Origin of the sequence: Mucilaginibacter pocheonensis (assembly GCF_031456535.1) — a bacterium.
GTDB classification, from domain to species: Bacteria; Bacteroidota; Bacteroidia; order Sphingobacteriales; family Sphingobacteriaceae; genus Mucilaginibacter; species Mucilaginibacter pocheonensis.
In genome coordinates, this window is record NZ_JAVDUU010000002.1 from 1,236,203 (window position 1) to 1,253,353 (window position 17,151).

The following is a 17,151-nucleotide window of genomic DNA, read 5'->3' on the forward strand; positions in this document are numbered from 1 at the left end:
AATTTAAATTAACAACCTCATGTGCGATTCAAAAGTTATAAGTCAAAAAGGCGTATCGGTTATAAGCCGGTGTGCTGAATGCCGTTGTATTTTTATTTGGAATAATAACCTGATACTGAGCTTTTCGCCAGAACAGTTTACAGCGTTTAAGGATTTTAGTGCCGAACTTGATTTTGCCGAACACATGCATGCTTTTCCTGATGGGCAGGACCGACTGGTAATGCGCACTCCTGTAAATGATGTACAATTTACCTTTACAATGGATGAATGGGAGGATTTTCAGGCAGCCATGGATGAGGCCGTCTATATGCAGGAAATATATGCGCTGATGAACAATAACTAACAGTTATATATTTATTTAAGATACTTTATTGCCTCCCGGGCCACGATCTGTCCGGATATAATTGCGGGCGGCACACCTGGTCCGGGTACAGTTAGCTGGCCGGTATATAACATGTTTTTAATATGTTTGGCCCGCATTGCGGGTTTAAAGAAGGCGGTTTGAGCCAGTGTATTAGCCAATCCATAGGCGTTACCTTTAAAGGAATGATAATCGGCTTTAAAATCATTGAGCGCATAACTGCGTTTAACCACTATAGAATCGCGTATATCATGCCCTGTGATATGTTTAAACCTGTTAAGCATCAGATCGAAATACTTTTCGCGGATACTTTCATCATCGTGCAGCCCTGGTGCTATCGGCATTAGGAAAAAAAAGTTCTCACCGCCTTCCGGAGCAACGCTTTTATCAGTTTTTGAAGTACATGAAACGTAAAAAAGTGGCCTGGAGGGCCATTTTGCAGTGGTATATATCTCTTTGGCGTGCAATTCAAAATCTTCGTCAAAAAATAAGTTGTGGTGCTTTATGCCTTCTATCTTTTTATTGATGCCTATATAAAATAGCAAACTTGATGGCGACATGACACGGGTATTCCAATATTGGGATGTGTAATTTTGATACTGATCGCTTAATAAGTGCTGGTCAACATGCTCATAATCGGCGCCGGCTACCACAAAATCAGCCTGAAAAGTGCCGTTTTTTGTATCAATTTGACTAATTAAATGATCTTTTACATCAATTTTAACAACTTCTGTATTCAATTTTAATTCGACGCCTAATTCATGACACAGGCTCACCATAGCCTTCACTATTTCGTGCATACCGCCTTGCGGGTACCATGTGCCCAGGGCCAGATCGGCATAGTTCATCATGCTGTACATGGCCGGTGTGTTTTGTGGTGTGGCACCTAAAAAAAGCACCGGGAACTCTAGCAGTTTTATCAGTTTTGGATTCTTAAAATACCGGCGTACATGTTTACTCATGCTGCTCAGCAATTGCATGCGCATACTTTTTTTTATCAGGTTCAAGTCTATAAATTCGGTTATTGAATGTGAGGGCCGATGCACATAATCGCCCATGCCAACCTTGTATTTATAAGCCGCCTGTTTTAAAAACGCTTTTAATTTAACACTGCTGCCTGGTTCTGTTCTTTCGAAAAGGGCCTCCAGTTCGTCCATACCTGCAGGTATGTCCATTATATCGTCAGGGCCATAATAAATGCGGTATCCGGGATCTAAACGCTCCAACCGGTAATAATCGGCTGTTTTTTTACCAAACAGGGCAAAAAAGTTCTCGAAAACATCAGGCATCCAGTACCAGCTTGGGCCCATATCAAATTTGAAACCATCCTGCTCCCAAACGCGCGCCCTGCCGCCTGGCTGATCGTTTTTTTCAAGTATGGTAACCTTATGCCCTTCCTTAGCCAATACACAAGCAGCAGACAAGCCCGCGAAACCTGCCCCAATAACAATAATATGCCTGTTGCTGTTCATTTAAATATGTTGGCCCAATTTAAGTAAATTGTTTTGCCGCGATAAAAAAAACAATAACGGTTTGAATTTGTACTTTTGAAGATCAGCGCAACTGTAAATGATGAACCTGTACGACGAAACCTGTTTTGAATGCAGTAAATTAATAACTAATAAGTATAGCACATCATTTAGTTTGGGGATAAAGGCCTTTGACAAAGGTTACCGTTACCCTATTTACGCTATTTATGGCTTTGTGCGGTATGCCGACGAGATAGTTGACACTTTTCATGAGTTTGATAAAGCACAGCTCATCAGTGATTTTAAAAACGAAACATTTAAGGCCATTCAAGAGCGCATCAGCCTAAATCCGGTTATCCACGCCTTTCAGCAGGTGGTTAACACGTACGGCATAGGGCTTGAACTCATCGATGCGTTTTTAAGTTCAATGGAGATGGATCTGGACAAAAAGACCTTTGACCGTACCTGTTTTACAACATATATCTACGGTTCGGCCGAGGCAATAGGTTTGATGTGCCTTCGTGTTTTTACCGGTAATGATGATAAACAATACCAATTGCTGTTGCCAAAGGCCCGCAGTTTGGGTGCAGCCTTTCAAAAGGTGAATTTTTTACGGGATGTAAAGGCCGATTACCAGGAGCGCGGCCGTACTTATTTTCCTGATATCGATTTTAATAATTTTACCGAACATGACAAGCAGGCCATAGAAGCAGATATAAAGAAGGATTTTGACCAGGCATTTGAAGGGATAAAAAGTTTGCCCGATGGTACAAGACTGGGGGTTTATATAGCGTACGTTTATTACCTGCAATTGTTCAAAAAAATAAGCTATACCCCGGCCAATGTTATTCTGCAAAAAAGAATACGTATATCTGATACCCGTAAAATGGGTTTATACGTTAAAGCTGTTTTACAACAAAAATTGAATGTGATTTAATGAAGAAGAGTGTTTTTTTAATAGTAAGTGTATTTTCATTTTTGTTTTTTACACAAAGCGCAAAGGCCGACGAGCCCAATCTGAAAAATATACGCAAGCAGCTAAGATTGGCCATTAATGATAGCAAAACTACAGATTCACTGTATAAGAGCCTGAATGAAGTAAAGAACCGGCCGGCTATTATTGATGGTTTTATAGCAGGTTTACAGGCACTAAAAGCTAAGCATGCCTGGAATCCATACTCAAAAATAAAATATTTGAAAAACTGCGAAAAAACCTTCCAAAAAGCCATAGAAGCCGACCCTCATAATATTGAGATACGGTTTATGCGTTTTTCCATTGAGGATAGCGTACCGGGCTTTTTGGGTTTTAATAAAAACCTGCATACTGATAGTGAAGAAATAATAGCACAGCTTGATAAAAAGAACTACGGCACGGCCGATAAGGTGCTAACCATTGAGATTATAAAGTACCTGGCTAATTCAAGAAGATGTACACCCGCTCAAATTGCCGAGCTCAATAAAAATTTAGCTGTTTTGAAGTGAAATATACCTATTTAATTATCAATGTATTAACGGTTATTTTTCCCGTTTTGCTATCATTTGATAAGAGGGTTCATTTTTACAGAAGCTGGAAGTTTATATGGCCTGGTATGGGTATAACCGGGTTATTCTTTTTATTTTGGGATGTATTATTTACCATAAAAGGGGTATGGTCTTTTAATCCGCAATATATAATTGGCGTAACATTTTTCGCGCTTCCTATTGAAGAGATCTTGTTTTTTTTAACTGTGCCATTCTCCTGTATTTTCATATATGCTTGTCTTAATCATTATATCAGCTGGCAGATAAATAAGCGGCTGGTAAATATCATTAGCGGTTTAATCATGGCGTTGTGCGCCCTGATGCTTATTTGGTATCATACCCGTTTATATTCGGTTATTACATTTGGATTGTTATTTGTTTTGATCCTGTTGCTGCAGTATGGGTTTAAAGTAAGCTGGCTAAACCGGTATTATATAGCCTTCGTGGTAGCGCTTATCCCTTTTTATATTGTAAATGGCATACTTACGGCTATACCGGTTGTAATGTATAATAACCAGGAGAACATGGGTTTAAGAATAGGAACTATTCCGTTTGAAGACCATTTTTATTTAATGGCTTTGCTGTTGATGAACATAGGATTTTTTGAGTACTTTAAACCCAAAATCAATCACCGTGAGCGAACTTCCTGAATATACCAGATCACAGCTGGCATTGCGCAACGGACAGGATAAGCCGCAGATATGGGTTGCCTACAAAAGTATAATTTATGATGTTACCGAAAGCCGTTTATGGAGAAATGGCAAACATTATGAACATTGGGCCGGGCAAGACCTTACCCATGAACTTGTTGACGCCCCGCATACCCATACAGTGTTTGAGAAATTCAATAAGGTTGGCCGGTTAAAATAAAGCCCGGGACGTGTAGTGAAAAAAAAACTTACGATGATTTTAAATCATCGTAAGTTATAAAGTTAAGCAGAGCAATAGTTAAAAGGTTCTTTGCAAAAAAAAATTAAGAAAGTTCTATCTCAAATTTAGCCAGCCTTATAAATTCCTGAATGCGGGTAGCAATTTCTTGTTGTGTTAGGTTTCTTAATTTTTCGGAACCAAACTTTTCAACACAAAATGAGGCCAATGCCGAGCCAAATATGATGGCATTTTTCATGTTATCAAAGTTTACTGTACCAACTTTAGCCAGGTAGCCTATAAATCCTCCGGCAAAGGTATCGCCAGCCCCTGTGGGGTCAAATACCTCAGTCAGCGGAAGGGCAGGCGCGCTGAATACTTTATCTTCGTGGAAAAGAAGCGCTCCATGCTCGCCTTTTTTAATAATAACATATTTTGGTCCCATGGTTAATATTTTGCGGGCCGCTTTAACCAATGAAAATTCGCCTGATAACTGACGGGCCTCCGCATCGTTAATAGTTAACACATCAATTAGCTTAATAGTGGCAAGCAGCTCATCAAGGGCAATATCCATCCAAAAATTCATGGTATCCATTACAATAAGCTTTGGGCGCTTGGTTAAGCGCTTAATAACCGTTTGCTGTACCTGCGGCGATAAATTGCCGAGCATCAGGTATTCACAATCCTGGTATGCCTCCGGGATAATCGGGTCAAAAGCCTCCAAAACGTTAAGTTCAGTAACAAGCGTGTCGCGGCTGTTCATGTCATTGTGATACCGGCCACTCCAAAAAAACGATTTTTCGCCTTGTTTTATTTGCAAACCTTCGGTATTAATATTGTGTTTTTGAAGGTCCTGGATCTCACTTTGCGGAAAGTCATCGCCAACCACAGCAACAATTTTTATACGGTCATAAAAGTAAGATGCGCCTAAACTTGCGAAAGTTGCCGATCCACCAACGATTTTATCTGTCTTTCCAAAGGGTGTCTCAATTGCGTCAAATGCCACAGTACCAATAACTAACAAACTCATGTAAAAATATTTTAAATTTTTTTTTCGCAAATATTGTGAAATTACATCAGAAATCATACTTTTGCACACTCCAAACCGGAAAATACTCCTGAGTAGCTCAGCCGGTTAGAGCATCTGACTGTTAATCAGAGGGTCGCTGGTTCGAGCCCAGCCTCAGGAGCACAAAATCAATGATTTAACCCCACTCTGGCGAGTGGGGTTTTTAGTTTCTCATACTTTTCGCATAGTTTTCCAATAGTCGCATATTAAAAAAATGGATCAAGCAGAATAATTGTAGGATAGGATAAAAAGTATATAAGTAGTTACCTGTTTTCTGAAGCCCCTATTAGTTTAGCTTTTATACTTTGTGATCCGGGGTTTAACGCAAATGCCTTTTTATAGTAAACAATCGCTTTTGAATGATCACCCTTTTTTAGATATGCATCGCCTAACTGGCTAAAAGCAGTTGGTGATGCAGGATAGTTTTCGGTATTCATTTCAAGTAAACCTATTGCATTATCCAATACCCCGGGCTGGCTTATTAAATCCATTGCGCGGTTGCTAATATTTACTTCTGTTGGTATTACAGCATATCCATACCGTTGAGATAGTTGCTGATAATGTTGTTTTACAACAGAGGCGTTCAATGATTTTGGATCCATCTGTGGTAGGTCCCATTGCCTGTAAATAAATCGTAAAGCGTCATAATAAGCTTTTACCGGCTCCGTCATATGTATATCCTCAGGTTGTTAGCCATTTGTATTTTTCCCTAAATTTTTTCAATAATTTCTAATGAAATCCCCTTAATAAATTACATGGCAGGTATAGCTCCTATTTGAGTTAGTAAACCAAGCAAATCAGGTTGTCCTATTTCTTCTATGATCTGGTCGTCAGACAAACGGTAAAAATTCATTGCGCTAACTGCGAACGGTTTTCCGGTTGCTGGTACGCTAAAGAAAGTTCCTTTATGGGTTCCCTTCATGGTAAATCTAACGGCTACTTTGTCATTCTCAGTGATCATATCTTCAATACTCCATTGAATATCTGGAAAGCTGCTGCGCATCATTCCGATGATCGTCAGATAACCTTTGGGCCCTTGCAACGGGTCAGCCTGAAAAGGCACGTAGAATTTTGCAGCCGGGCTTATTAACTGTTGAGCCAAATTTTCATCGGCACTATTGATGAATTGTAAAAATTGATTAAAGAATTCTTTTGCTGCTCCCATTTTGTATTTTTTTGAATTGTAAAACTAATTTGTTATACAATGCAAAGATGGTTTGCAAATGTCTTTCCAGCCAATAAACAAGCTTAAGAAATAGTCTTAATGTAGATTAAGGGTAACTATTATTTTAATGATATGTCTTTTCTGATTTTGCTGAGAAATTCAGGAGTAATGCCCAGATAGGAAGCTATTTGAGTATTAGGTAATCTCGAAGATAGCTCAGCATATTGTTCCAGAAAATCCAAATATCGTTGCTCGGCATTTGAACTGAAATTTTGCAATAAGCGGGTTTGAAGTTCAATGAATTTTTCCTCCACGATCACCCGAAAGTTTCTGTCAAACTTTGGTGAATTCACAAAAAGATAGAGCAAGTCCTGCTTCTCAATTTGCAAAATTGTTGAAGGTTCAATTGCCTCTATGAATAGTTTGCTTGGTTTTCCCGAATAGAAACTTCCCAGGTCAGCAACCCAATCATCTTCTGCTGCAAACCTCAAATTATGTTGCGTCCCTTTTTCATCGATGCCATACATTTTAAAGCAGCCTTTTTCAACAAATGTATAATGCTTGCAAACAAAGCCCTCCTGCAAGATCATTTGCCTCCGTTTTATTTTCCTACGTGTTACTCTTTCGGAAAGCGAAATTATTTCATCGGAATTTAGAGGAAGGTACTTTTTAAAATATTCAATTAATGGTTGTATCGTCAATTTTTTGATATTAAGCCTATTCAATTTTTATAGGAAAGAGTTCCCGAATAAATCAGCAATTTAGAGTTGCAACAAAAAGAACTAAAATCCTGAAAATCATTAGCAAAGGTAAATTGGAAAAATGGATTTTACTTCATTTAAGCAAAGGTAAATTCAGCCTGTGGTAGGATTTATGACTGACTATTAAGGCCTGGTAATTCTTTACGTCTCGTCCAAAAATAAATGGCCAGCATTAAACTTACCGATGGTAATGCAATACCGAACTCTCCAATAAAATACTTGGTATGAGAATTCTCAACAGTGATGGGATTAAAGACAGCCTGAACAAATAAATTATGACTGGCATGCAGCATCACACCTGTCCACAAGCTATTTGATTTTAAGCGGAGCCAGGTAAAAACAAAAGTTATGCTCATCACGCCAATTGTAAAAGTAATTAACGAATACCAGCTGGGCGCACCGGCATTATAATTTCCGAAAATGAACAAGGGATAATGCCATGTGGCCCAGATCAATCCCATAATCAGAGATGTTTTGGTATAACTTTTTGTGGTTCCAGCTATTTCTGGCAATAAAAATCCCCGCCATCCTATTTCTTCACCCAGTGCAGTTGCCATACTCGGTAAAATACCAATTACGGCCTGTAAGCTCAAAAACAAAATCAGAAAGACACCAGGCGGCAGGTTGGCCCAGCCCAAATCATGCTCCATTTGTGCCAGAAAAATTTTATTATAAAAACCACCTCCACCGCAAATCCAAACTGCTGTATAGCCTATCACTGTGTAAAACAGGGGTATCAGATAGCTCCATAACAAATACTTCGCCTTACCCCATTGCCAGGCCAGATCTGAAATATTTCTTCCTAAGACTTTACAGGTGATGTAGGCTGCCAGAGCCGGGCACCACATAATCCCGTAGCCATAAACCCGGTTACCAAAGCTTCCGGTTTTACCGGCAGTATGTATCGTTAGCAGCCATACCACCGAACTCAATGCCAGTGTGACGGCCAAATATATATATATGGCTTTATGCCTCGAATTTTGCTCTTTTTCCATTTTTGAACAATGAGTTTAATAGATTATTCTATGTTGTTAAATAAGGTGCTGATTTAATTTATCAGGCGAACTATTAGTGTGCAAACTTAGATAGCTGCTGTGTAAAAGAGCGTTAAGTTTGGTTAAATAGCGTTAAATCGTATTTAAGACATTCAGGGCTGTAGAAAAAATTGAGACATTTGCTGTATGAACAGGTTGTCGACAAAATATATTTATCTTTTGGTTGTTTTGTCCATGATCATCAGTGTCCTGCTTCAAATTGCATGGTTAAGGCAGCTTTTCCGGGAAGAAAAGCGACGGACGATCAATGACATCGAAAATATGACTACTGCTATATCCAAAAGAAACTTATATCGCTCATTGGATGAAAAATTCACCGGCAATGTAGCTCTGAACAGGTTTTTCCTTTCTCCGGAATGGGTGGATATCTGGCGGGGATTTGACAATGCCAAAGATGCCAGTTTATACAAGGCATTTGATGTTAACCCGCAGAAGGATTCTACCATACTGAACTTTCGCCTGGTTTTTTTACAACACCGGCCGGCACACCGGAGCTCACCAAAATACGGCATGGGATATACTGTCAGGCAGATGGAAAAATTGGACAGCCTGTCCCTTCTCGATTTTAAACGTTCAATCGCCACAGCGTTAGGTAAGCTGGAACTCAACAAAGACTACTTTTTCCTTACGCATTCCTATGTGCAGCCGAACGATGAATCATCTGAAAGGCTGAAGGCCGCCGACTTTATTAGTCAAAGATATACTTATAACCTTTTGCACCTGCGTACCGTGCAGCTTGTCATCGATTCGGTTACCAATCAGGTATGGTTTAAAATGCGTTATTACCTAATATCATCCATTTTGATGATTGTTTTGACAGCGATCGCGTTTTACTTCATTCTCAGATTGATGATCAGCCGTCGGATATATGCGGACGCCCGTATAGCGTTTACCAGTAACATGACCCATGAGATCAAGACTCCTATTGCTACGGTAGCATTGGCACTTGAATCTATCAGTAAATACAATCTGATTAATGAGCCGGTAAAAATGGAACGTTATCTTCAAATGAGCAAACAGGAACTACAAAGGCTCAGTCATCTGATAGAGAAGATATTAAATTTAAGTCAGGAAGGTGAAGAGATTAAACTGAGCCCGGTTTTTTATGATGTCCAGGCCGGGCTTTCCGATGTTATCCGTTCCATGGAACTGCCTTTACAGGATGCAGGTGCTGCCTGTGAGCTGGTGGTTTCCCCTGAGCCGTGTTTTATTGAAGGAGATGCAGTACACCTCACGACGGTGTTTTTTAATTTAATCGAAAACGCCATCAAATACACAATTAACCCGCTGAAGTTGCTGATTACCTGCTCAAGTGACGGGGAATGGATAACCATCAGTTTTAAAGATAATGGCCCTGGTATACCGAAGGCTTTTCAGGATAAGGTGTTTGAACGTTTTTTCAGAGTTCCACAGCCGGGCAACACCCTCACAGTGAAAGGCTCTGGCCTGGGATTGAATTATGTCTTCGGGGTAATTCAAAGTCATAAAGGTACGATCACATTAGAAAGTGAAGGAGGAAAAGGCAGCACATTTACCATTAAATTACCGGCGGCGAGCAATGAATTCTAAAATTTTATACGTTGAAGATGAGCCCTTTATTTCACAAATTGTTAGTGAAGGGCTGGTAAGCAGCGGTTTTGTTGTCAAAACAGTAGCTGACGGAAATTTAGTTATGGATGCGGTCAGGGAATTTATCCCTGATATCTGTGTTATGGATATTATGTTACCTTCAATAGATGGTTATGCATTAACGGCAGCCATACGAAAGATCAATCCTCATATCCCCATCATCTTTGTCAGCGCTAAACCACTCACTGAAGATGTGGTTAGAGGGTTCAAAACCGGCGGAAACGATTATCTTAGAAAACCGTTTAGCATGGATGAGCTTTTGGTCAGGATCGAATCCCTCCTGGCGCGATTTAATAATTCGTTTCCGGTTGACTCCGGGAAGGAAGACGGCATGTATGAATTTGCCAACTGCAGATTCGATGCGACTCATCAGCAGCTTAGAACTCCTCTTTCTACTTATCTCTTGTCTTTCAAGGAAGCGGCGTTGCTTGAACTGTTGCTTCAAAGAAAAAACGATGTGCTGGAGCGGCAGGAGGTCTTACTTAAAATTTGGAACGAGGACAGCTATTATAACACCAGGAGTATGGACGTGTTTATGGCCCATTTGAGAAAACTGCTTAAGGATGACCCCGATGTGCAGATACTCAGTTTACGTGGCGTTGGCTATAAGTTGATCTGTTAATTGAATTAATGATCCGGGAATAATCACAATGTATCTGTTTTCGAATCGACATGATAGCGTAACTGTCCCGGTAAAATAAAAAACACGGATCGGTCTTTCATTTCGATCAGTTTATCATCAACCATCAGGCTGAGATATCCCATCTTTTGAAATAAGAAAACATAGTCTGAATCACGGTGTGGTAAATTTACCGGATCAGCAGCTTCAACATTTGTAAAATGACTGATATCTATTTCGGGCATTAACATGTCTTCTAACACATTGCCTGGATTAAAACTTCTAACTTTCATGACTTGATATCTTTTTCGCGTTATTCCTACGGTGACGGTAGGAGGCCATCAAAATTCCTTTAGTATTGCTGTCAATAATGTAGACTGCAAATATCACACAAGTACTTTCCAGACAGCAGTTGTTTACGATCTAATGCTTTTCGGTGATCTCAAAGCCCTCCGGCTTTGTTAAGGACCGTATCCTGCACACAGGAGATAAAACCGTTGTTCAAGACCGGTATTTTTGAGTTGGGAAAAAACTCTTGTTGAAATTGCCAACGTCAGTATAGATAAAAATGCTGATTTCATGATGATTATTTGAATGTGGTTATGGTGCGTAACCAGATGATGGTAGTTAAAGTTCACGCACTTACTATAGTCAAATATTCAAATGTAATACCATGTGTTAATTGGTTGAATAACAGTTAATTGTAAGATTATCTATCTTTAAATCCTGCGAAATTCCGTTGATATGATCTTGAAATTATTGATATGTAACCAATTATGTTATTGGGATGGGTTTGCTTGTAAACGAGAAACGCCCCAAATCCTATGATTTGAGGCGTTTTACAAAAACTTTGTTCACTTGATGCGGAGAGGGAGGGATTCGAACCCTCGATACCCTTTTGAAGTATACACACTTTCCAGGCGTGCTCTTTCGACCACTCAGACACCTCTCCTGGTTAAATAGGATTGCAAAGGTAAAATAATATTGCTTTTCCTGGTAATAAAAAAGCGGGGCCCTTTTTACAGGGCCCCGCCTCACGAAAACTTTAACTCAACTTATAAAAAATATGGCATTTATAGTATAGAGTGCAAAAATTACCTTTGGTTTAATTTGAGTAAAAATTATTTACCCGCAATGCAGATAAATAATTTTAGCTTATGTTTGCTCCATATTGCCAAATGGCAGTTTTACACTTATAAAAGCTTGTTTAGTTTAAATGCTGAGCATCAACAACATTAAGAAACCTATTGCGGCCGATATTGATGTGTTTGAAGAGAAGTTTAAAGCTTCTATGCAAAGCTCGGTGCCTTTGCTTGATCGCATAACCCATTATATTGTAAAACGCAAGGGAAAACAGATCAGACCAATGTTTGTGTTTTTTGCCGCCAGCATTTGCGGTGGAATCAATGAGTCAACACACCGGGGAGCCGCGTTGGTTGAGCTGCTGCATACGGCCTCACTCGTTCATGACGATGTGGTTGATAACTCTTATCAACGCCGTGGTTTTTTTTCCATCAACGCCTTATGGAAAAATAAAATAGCCGTTTTAGTTGGCGATTACCTGCTATCAAAAGGTTTATTGCTATCAATTGATAATAATGATTTTCAGTTACTCAGAATTGTATCGGACGCGGTAAAGCAAATGAGCGAAGGCGAGTTGATGCAAATTGAAAAAGTGCGCCGTATGGATATTGGCGAGCCTGTTTATTACGAAGTTATCAGGCAAAAAACCGCGTCGCTTATAGCTTCCTGCTGTGCCTGTGGGGCTGCTTCGGCCGGGGCATCTGACGAGGTGATTGAAAAAATGCGCTTGTTTGGCGAAAAAATAGGTATTGCTTTCCAGATCAAGGATGATATGTTTGATTTTGGGACCGATGATGTAGGTAAACCTTTAGGGATCGATATCAAGGAGAAAAAAGTCACCCTGCCCCTTATATATTCGCTGGCCAATACCAACAGTTCTGAAAAGAAGCGGATTATAAACCTGGTTAAAAATCATAATGACGACCCGGTTAAAATTGCGCAGATCATCAAGTTTGTAAAAGAAACCGGGGGATTGCAATACGCCGAAACCCAGATGAAAAAATACCAGGACGAAGCTTTTGCCATTTTAAACACCTTTCCGGATAGTGATTCGCACCGCGGGCTTGAGCAATTGGTGAGGTTTACCACTGAGCGTGATAAATAAACAGGCTGCACATAGTTGTGCCTAAGCATTGCACTTTTAACTTAAGCCTTACTCTGCTATCTTTATGGTAAATTAAACCTACAGGGATGGATAATATAAATAAACCAGGCGTACCTACACTTTTTGAATGGGCCGGAGGTATGGAAACTTTCGTGAACCTGTTTGATAAATTTTATGATAAGGTACTTGACGACGATTTGCTTGAACCGGTATTTAAACACATGTCTGACCAGCATCGTTTGCATGTGGCACATTTTGTGGCAGAGGTTTTAGGTGGCCCCAAAATATACAGTGAGCAGGAAGGGAGCCATTTTATTATGATAAGCAAACACCTGCAAAAGTATTTGACCGAGGCACACCGCAAACGATGGATGGAATTGCTGCTGCTAACCGCGGATGAGCTATCATTGCCTGATGACCCGGAATTTCGGTCGGCTTTTATGGCATACCTGGAGTGGGGTACGCGTATAGCGGTAATAAACTCAAAAACAGACGAGGTAACAGAGCCAACAGACGTACCTATGCCGCAATGGGGATGGGGCGTAGTTGGAGGGCCCTATATTCCCTGATTTTTGCACTGCTTATAGTCATGCCGATTTAAAAAAACGGGAGCTTATATTATCCAACGTTAACTTCATCTTAAACTTATTAACTTCGTAAATGCAATCCATATTCCTCAGCTTTCCAAAGATCACTTTTTTTGATATTCTTGATGTAATATTGGTTGCGTTTATTATTTACCAGCTGTACAACCTCATCAGGGGCACCATAGCAGCTAATATATTCATAGGTTTCGCAGTAATATTTGCGCTCAACTTTGTGGTAAAGGCTTTAGATATGAAGCTGCTTACCGTGATACTGGGTAAGTTTGTTGATGTAGGCATTATTGCGGTTATTGTGGTTTTTCAACAGGAGGTGCGGCGCTTTTTACTGCTGGTGGGTAAAAATGCATCCCTGCAGCGCAATAAGGCTTGGTGGCAGTATTTTTTTGGTAAAACAGAGGTCGAGAAAAACAACTATGCCCGTATAAAACCTATTATTGATGCCTGTAAAAGCATGAAACAAACCCGTACTGGCGCGTTAATAGTATTTGCCAAGTATTACGACGAACAATTTTATCAGAACAGCTGTGAGGTTGTGGATGCCAAAATATCAAAACGCCTGCTCGAAAGTATCTTTCAAAAAACCAGTCCGCTGCATGACGGCGCGGTGGTGATATCTGAAAATAAAATTAAATCGGCCAGTTGTATTTTACCGCTTACCGAAAAAACTGATCTTCCGGCGCAGTTTGGTTTGCGCCACCGCGCCGGTATAGGCGTAACAGAAGCAAATGAGGCAACGGCTATCATTATATCTGAAGAAACCGGCGAACTCTCTTACGCCAAGCAGGGCCGTGTTAAAATGAACATCAGCTTCGCCGAGCTGGAAAAAGTGCTAAACAAGGATTTTTGATCTGTAAGTTAAGGACGCACTACTTTCAACAAAGAATCAGAGTTAGCTTTACCATATCTTTTTATGAGCATCGTGTAGCGCGTATTGGGCTCACCGATTTTAATTACCGGCATTTTATCGGCCGACCGTAATTTGGCTATCGGCATATTGTCAATCGTTTGAGGCGTAGCTAAATTATTTATGCCAGGTATGGTGATCAGCGGCTTGGTGATTTTAGGCATAGCAGGTGCAGGTATTAATATATTATTACCTGAATTGTTCATAAATGGCTGATAATTGACATTGTCAGCTTTTTTATCTGTTAAAGGCGGCACTGTTAATTGCTGTGCTTTTAACTGGGTAACTCCGCCAATGATTAAAATAAATAGCCATAGCTTTTTCATAACACCAAGGTTTATACTAATATAAATAATAATTGGTTGATCTGGATGTTAAAAATTGTTATTTAACATTGGCGGTATTCGTGAGAATATGCTGTGGTAATAGTTTTATATTCTAAACACACTCTTTTGGCTCAATATTAAATATGATTACTCTATATGGCAGTGAGTAAATGATAGATTTTATTACTTTTGTGAAAAATTAAAACCAATGAGCGAACTCATTAAAAAACAAGTGACTGATGCAAAGGCTTTAATGGACAAAGCCATTGACCATGCTGATAATGAATTGAATAAAATACGTGCCGGTAAAGCAAGTCCATCTTTATTGGATGACGTTATGGTTGACTATTATGGCAGCCCAACTCCGTTGAGCCAGGTTGGCAGTGTTAACACACCTGATGCGCGCACAATTGTTGTTCAGCCCTGGGAAAAATCACTACTTGGAGCTATTGAAAAAGCAATTAAAGAAGCTAACCTGGGTATTAATCCCCAGAATGACGGTATCATTATTCGTATCAACGTACCGCCGTTAACAGAAGAGCGCCGCCGCGAACTGGTTAAAAAAGCCAAAGCGGAGGCCGAAACCGGTAAAATAGCCATTCGTAATATTCGTAAGGATGCCAACGAGAAGATCAAGAAATTAAAAAGCGAAGGTGTATCTGAAGATGAAATAAAAGTAGGCGAGGCTGACATACAAAAATTAACTGATGCCTATATTATAAAAGTTGATCAGTTATCTGACGCTAAAGAAAAAGATATCATGACGGTCTAATATTAACGTTGTGTCAAATTAAAAGGGAATGAGCTACTTAGCCATTCCCTTTTTTTATTTTTGTTATTGAACATGAATATATTAATATCTTATTTAAAAAAGCACCGGTGGATAGTTGTACTGGCCCTTTTCCTGGCGGCCATGAACATTGGCTTTTCACTGCTCGATCCGTGGATAACCGGCCGCATAGTGGACCGGGTTATCGAAAAACGAAATATCCTTCATTATGACGAATACCTGCATCAGGTATTGATCCTTATAGGGGCTGCAATTGGCGTGGCTATGGTATCACGTATCGCCAAGAATTTCCAGGATTATTTTACCAATATTATTACACAAAAAGTGGGTGCGGAAATGTATGCCGATGGCCTGAAACACTCTTTAGAACTACCTTACCAGGTTTTTGAAGATCAGCGCAGCGGCGAAACATTAGGCATTTTACAGAAGGTAAGGCTTGATTGCGAAAAGTTCATAACCTCGTTCATCGGCATATTGTTTGTATCCCTTATTGGGATGGTGTTTGTAATAGTGTATTCGGTAAGTGTTAACTACCAGGTAACACTGGTTTATTTTGCAGCTATACCTATTATTACATTTGTGAGCATGGCCATGAGCCGCAAAATAAAATCCATTCAAAAGCGCATTGTGTCTGAAACAACGGCCCTTGCAGGTTCAACTACAGAATCGTTACGGAATATTGAACTGGTAAAAAGTTTAGGCCTGGCCAAACAGGAAATTGAACGGCTAAATAATACTACCTACAAAATACTTGACCTTGAACTTAAAAAGGTGAAATATGTACGCAGTATGAGCTTTGTGCAGGGTACAACAGTAAACTTTGTACGCAGCGTAATGGTGGTGGTATTGTTACTGCTTATTTTTAAAGGTTCCTTATCAGCCGGGCAATATTTCAGCTTCCTGTTTTATTCTTTCTTCTTATTTAATCCGCTGCAGGAACTGGGCAATGTGATCCTGTCATGGCGCGAGGCCGAGGTTTCATTGGGTAACTTTAAACGTATACTGAGCATTCCTATTGATGTAAAACCCGACAAACCGGTATTGCTTGAAAAAGTTAATACCCTAACTTTTAGTGATGTTAGCTTTAAGCACCTTACTGCTAACCGCAACGCGCTTAACCACATTAGCTTTGAAACAAATACGGGCGAAACAATTGCCTTTGTAGGGCCGTCAGGATCTGGTAAAACAACGCTGGTGAAATTACTGGTCGGCTTGTATCAGCCTTTAAACGGTAATATTTTGTATAACGGCATTTTAAGCAAAAATATTGACCTTGACCAGCTGCGCGAAAAAATTGGTTTTGTAACCCAGGATACACAGTTGTTTTCCGGTACTATACGCGAGAACCTGCTGTTTGTAAGGCCCGACGCTACCGATGAGGAATGTATGGACGTTTTACAACGTGCAGCTTGCCAAACGTTGCTGGCCCGCGCCGATAAAGGCCTGAGTACGGTGATAGGCGAGGGCGGCGTAAAGGTATCCGGCGGGGAAAAACAACGTCTTTCTATTGCCAGGGCATTGCTGCGCAGACCAGACATTTTGGTGTTTGATGAGGCCACCTCGTCACTTGATTCCATAACTGAGGAAGAGATAACCGAAACCATTCGTAATGTATCTGACCTTGAAAATCATATCACCATTCTGATAGCTCACCGTTTATCGACCATTATGCATGCCGACAATATTTATGTACTTGAAAAAGGCCGTATCATTGAATCGGGCAAGCATCATGACCTCATAGGTCAGAAAGGCCTTTATTACGCCATGTGGCGTCAGCAAATAGGCGAAAAAGACGCGGTTGAAGAAGTAATAAAATAAACCC

Annotated in this window: 20 protein-coding genes and 2 tRNA genes; 13 read left to right on the forward strand and 9 right to left on the reverse strand. The window is 40.1% G+C overall.

Translation table 11 applies throughout. The annotated features are described in order from the left end of the window. Nucleotides 1–19 precede the first annotated feature (19 nt). Entirely contained in the window at nt 20–343 is a 324-nt protein-coding gene (locus tag J2W55_RS12325; RefSeq protein WP_310096087.1) for a DUF6686 family protein, read from the forward strand. A gap of 11 nt (nt 344–354) precedes the next feature. Here the strand turns inward: J2W55_RS12325 and crtID are convergent, their stop codons facing one another. Next, nucleotides 355–1,833 carry a bifunctional phytoene desaturase/3,4-desaturase gene (gene crtID, locus J2W55_RS12330; RefSeq protein WP_310096089.1) on the reverse strand — a complete coding sequence of 493 codons (1,479 nt, stop codon included), beginning with the start codon at nt 1,831–1,833 and terminating at the stop codon, nt 355–357. Between the two features lie 97 nt (nt 1,834–1,930). On the opposite strand from crtID, the gene J2W55_RS12335 reads away from it, so the two are divergent. Genes J2W55_RS12335 through J2W55_RS12350 form a run of 4 tightly spaced genes read left to right on the forward strand, consistent with a single transcriptional unit; the run spans nt 1,931 to nt 4,221 of the window. Beyond that, nucleotides 1,931–2,767 carry a phytoene/squalene synthase family protein gene (locus J2W55_RS12335; protein WP_310096091.1) on the forward strand — a complete coding sequence of 279 codons (837 nt, stop codon included), beginning with the start codon at nt 1,931–1,933 and terminating at the stop codon, nt 2,765–2,767. Then, nucleotides 2,767–3,312, forward strand: coding sequence for a hypothetical protein (locus J2W55_RS12340; protein ID WP_310096093.1), 546 nt, complete (start codon nt 2,767–2,769; stop codon nt 3,310–3,312). The genes J2W55_RS12335 and J2W55_RS12340 overlap by 1 nt, the downstream gene beginning before the upstream one ends. Continuing rightward, complete coding sequence (locus J2W55_RS12345; protein ID WP_310096095.1) at nt 3,309–4,001, forward strand: lycopene cyclase domain-containing protein; 693 nt, start codon at nt 3,309–3,311, stop codon at nt 3,999–4,001. Before J2W55_RS12340 ends, J2W55_RS12345 begins: the two co-directional genes overlap by 4 nt. After that, nucleotides 3,985–4,221, forward strand: a complete 237-nt coding sequence (locus J2W55_RS12350) for a cytochrome b5 domain-containing protein (RefSeq protein ID WP_310096096.1) — start codon at nt 3,985–3,987, stop codon at nt 4,219–4,221. The genes J2W55_RS12345 and J2W55_RS12350 overlap by 17 nt, the downstream gene beginning before the upstream one ends. Before the next feature lie 103 nt (nt 4,222–4,324). Here J2W55_RS12350 and J2W55_RS12355 read toward each other — a convergent pair whose 3' ends face one another. After that, nucleotides 4,325–5,248 carry a PfkB family carbohydrate kinase gene (locus J2W55_RS12355; protein WP_310096098.1) on the reverse strand — a complete coding sequence of 308 codons (924 nt, stop codon included), beginning with the start codon at nt 5,246–5,248 and terminating at the stop codon, nt 4,325–4,327. An 86-nt stretch (nt 5,249–5,334) separates the two neighbouring features. On the opposite strand from J2W55_RS12355, the gene J2W55_RS12360 reads away from it, so the two are divergent. After that, a tRNA-Asn gene (locus J2W55_RS12360) sits at nt 5,335–5,408 on the forward strand. A 142-nt stretch (nt 5,409–5,550) separates the two neighbouring features. On the opposite strand, the gene J2W55_RS12365 is transcribed toward J2W55_RS12360, so the two are convergent. The 4 genes from J2W55_RS12365 to J2W55_RS12380 form a co-directional block, all read right to left on the reverse strand. Continuing rightward, nucleotides 5,551–5,958: a tetratricopeptide repeat protein gene (locus J2W55_RS12365; RefSeq protein ID WP_310096100.1), complete on the reverse strand. Its 408-nt coding sequence runs from the start codon at nt 5,956–5,958 to the stop codon at nt 5,551–5,553. A gap of 80 nt (nt 5,959–6,038) precedes the next feature. Then, nucleotides 6,039–6,452 (reverse strand): ester cyclase, encoded by a 414-nt coding sequence (locus J2W55_RS12370; RefSeq protein WP_310096102.1) that lies wholly within the window; start codon nt 6,450–6,452, stop codon nt 6,039–6,041. A 119-nt stretch (nt 6,453–6,571) separates the two neighbouring features. Further along, the gene (locus J2W55_RS12375) at nt 6,572–7,177 is read right to left on the reverse strand and encodes a Crp/Fnr family transcriptional regulator (protein ID WP_310096105.1); all 606 of its coding nucleotides are present in this window, start codon (nt 7,175–7,177) and stop codon (nt 6,572–6,574) included. 146 nt (nt 7,178–7,323) lie between these two features. Further along, on the reverse strand, nt 7,324–8,208 hold the full coding sequence (locus tag J2W55_RS12380; RefSeq protein ID WP_310096107.1) for a CPBP family intramembrane glutamic endopeptidase: 885 nt from the start codon (nt 8,206–8,208) through the stop codon (nt 7,324–7,326). Nucleotides 8,209–8,442: 234 nt separating this feature from the next. On the opposite strand from J2W55_RS12380, the gene J2W55_RS12385 reads away from it, so the two are divergent. Both J2W55_RS12385 and J2W55_RS12390 read left to right on the forward strand, forming a co-directional pair. Beyond that, nucleotides 8,443–9,837, forward strand: coding sequence for a sensor histidine kinase (locus J2W55_RS12385; RefSeq protein ID WP_310096109.1), 1,395 nt, complete (start codon nt 8,443–8,445; stop codon nt 9,835–9,837). Next, a complete protein-coding gene (locus tag J2W55_RS12390) occupies nt 9,827–10,519 on the forward strand; it encodes a response regulator transcription factor (protein WP_310096111.1) in 693 nt (230 codons plus the stop codon). Before J2W55_RS12385 ends, J2W55_RS12390 begins: the two co-directional genes overlap by 11 nt. A 23-nt stretch (nt 10,520–10,542) precedes the next feature. On the opposite strand, the gene J2W55_RS12395 is transcribed toward J2W55_RS12390, so the two are convergent. Both J2W55_RS12395 and J2W55_RS12400 read right to left on the reverse strand, forming a co-directional pair. Continuing rightward, the gene (locus J2W55_RS12395; protein ID WP_310096113.1) at nt 10,543–10,809 is read right to left on the reverse strand and encodes a hypothetical protein; all 267 of its coding nucleotides are present in this window, start codon (nt 10,807–10,809) and stop codon (nt 10,543–10,545) included. Nucleotides 10,810–11,380: 571 nt separating this feature from the next. Further along, nucleotides 11,381–11,468: transfer RNA gene (locus tag J2W55_RS12400), tRNA-Ser, on the reverse strand. 264 nt (nt 11,469–11,732) lie between these two features. Between J2W55_RS12400 and J2W55_RS12405 the strand changes: the two genes are divergently transcribed. The 3 genes from J2W55_RS12405 to cdaA all read left to right on the forward strand — a co-directional run bounded on the left by J2W55_RS12405 (nt 11,733) and on the right by cdaA (nt 14,156). After that, a complete protein-coding gene (locus tag J2W55_RS12405; RefSeq protein WP_310096114.1) occupies nt 11,733–12,704 on the forward strand; it encodes a polyprenyl synthetase family protein in 972 nt (323 codons plus the stop codon). Between the two features lie 86 nt (nt 12,705–12,790). After that, entirely contained in the window at nt 12,791–13,273 is a 483-nt protein-coding gene (locus J2W55_RS12410) for a group II truncated hemoglobin (RefSeq protein ID WP_310096116.1), read from the forward strand. Nucleotides 13,274–13,364: 91 nt separating this feature from the next. After that, the gene (gene cdaA, locus J2W55_RS12415; protein ID WP_310096117.1) at nt 13,365–14,156 is read left to right on the forward strand and encodes a diadenylate cyclase CdaA; all 792 of its coding nucleotides are present in this window, start codon (nt 13,365–13,367) and stop codon (nt 14,154–14,156) included. A gap of 8 nt (nt 14,157–14,164) precedes the next feature. Here cdaA and J2W55_RS12420 read toward each other — a convergent pair whose 3' ends face one another. Continuing rightward, the gene (locus J2W55_RS12420; RefSeq protein ID WP_310096119.1) at nt 14,165–14,539 is read right to left on the reverse strand and encodes a hypothetical protein; all 375 of its coding nucleotides are present in this window, start codon (nt 14,537–14,539) and stop codon (nt 14,165–14,167) included. 208 nt (nt 14,540–14,747) lie between these two features. On the opposite strand from J2W55_RS12420, the gene frr reads away from it, so the two are divergent. Together frr and J2W55_RS12430 are read left to right on the forward strand one after the other, a co-directional pair. After that, complete coding sequence (gene frr / locus J2W55_RS12425; RefSeq protein WP_310096122.1) at nt 14,748–15,311, forward strand: ribosome recycling factor; 564 nt, start codon at nt 14,748–14,750, stop codon at nt 15,309–15,311. A 72-nt stretch (nt 15,312–15,383) separates the two neighbouring features. Then, complete coding sequence (locus tag J2W55_RS12430; protein ID WP_310096124.1) at nt 15,384–17,147, forward strand: ABC transporter ATP-binding protein; 1,764 nt, start codon at nt 15,384–15,386, stop codon at nt 17,145–17,147. Nucleotides 17,148–17,151: the final 4 nt, after the last annotated feature.

What these genes read in the sequence shown, in the direction of transcription:
- J2W55_RS12325 (WP_310096087.1), top strand. Translation starts at nt 20, where the DNA reads ATGTGCGATTCAAAAGTTATAAGTCAAAAAGGCGTATCGGTTATAAGC.
- crtID (WP_310096089.1), bottom strand. Translation starts at nt 1,833, where the DNA reads ATGAACAGCAACAGGCATATTATTGTTATTGGGGCAGGTTTCGCGGGC.
- J2W55_RS12335 (WP_310096091.1), top strand. Translation starts at nt 1,931, where the DNA reads ATGATGAACCTGTACGACGAAACCTGTTTTGAATGCAGTAAATTAATA.
- J2W55_RS12340 (WP_310096093.1), top strand. Translation starts at nt 2,767, where the DNA reads ATGAAGAAGAGTGTTTTTTTAATAGTAAGTGTATTTTCATTTTTGTTT.
- J2W55_RS12355 (WP_310096098.1), bottom strand. Translation starts at nt 5,248, where the DNA reads ATGAGTTTGTTAGTTATTGGTACTGTGGCATTTGACGCAATTGAGACA.
- J2W55_RS12365 (WP_310096100.1), bottom strand. Translation starts at nt 5,958, where the DNA reads ATGACGGAGCCGGTAAAAGCTTATTATGACGCTTTACGATTTATTTAC.
- J2W55_RS12370 (WP_310096102.1), bottom strand. Translation starts at nt 6,452, where the DNA reads ATGGGAGCAGCAAAAGAATTCTTTAATCAATTTTTACAATTCATCAAT.
- J2W55_RS12380 (WP_310096107.1), bottom strand. Translation starts at nt 8,208, where the DNA reads ATGGAAAAAGAGCAAAATTCGAGGCATAAAGCCATATATATATATTTG.
- J2W55_RS12385 (WP_310096109.1), top strand. Translation starts at nt 8,443, where the DNA reads ATGATCATCAGTGTCCTGCTTCAAATTGCATGGTTAAGGCAGCTTTTC.
- J2W55_RS12390 (WP_310096111.1), top strand. Translation starts at nt 9,827, where the DNA reads ATGAATTCTAAAATTTTATACGTTGAAGATGAGCCCTTTATTTCACAA.
- J2W55_RS12395 (WP_310096113.1), bottom strand. Translation starts at nt 10,809, where the DNA reads ATGAAAGTTAGAAGTTTTAATCCAGGCAATGTGTTAGAAGACATGTTA.
- J2W55_RS12405 (WP_310096114.1), top strand. Translation starts at nt 11,733, where the DNA reads ATGCTGAGCATCAACAACATTAAGAAACCTATTGCGGCCGATATTGAT.
- J2W55_RS12410 (WP_310096116.1), top strand. Translation starts at nt 12,791, where the DNA reads ATGGATAATATAAATAAACCAGGCGTACCTACACTTTTTGAATGGGCC.
- cdaA (WP_310096117.1), top strand. Translation starts at nt 13,365, where the DNA reads ATGCAATCCATATTCCTCAGCTTTCCAAAGATCACTTTTTTTGATATT.
- J2W55_RS12420 (WP_310096119.1), bottom strand. Translation starts at nt 14,539, where the DNA reads ATGAAAAAGCTATGGCTATTTATTTTAATCATTGGCGGAGTTACCCAG.
- frr (WP_310096122.1), top strand. Translation starts at nt 14,748, where the DNA reads ATGAGCGAACTCATTAAAAAACAAGTGACTGATGCAAAGGCTTTAATG.
- J2W55_RS12430 (WP_310096124.1), top strand. Translation starts at nt 15,384, where the DNA reads ATGAATATATTAATATCTTATTTAAAAAAGCACCGGTGGATAGTTGTA.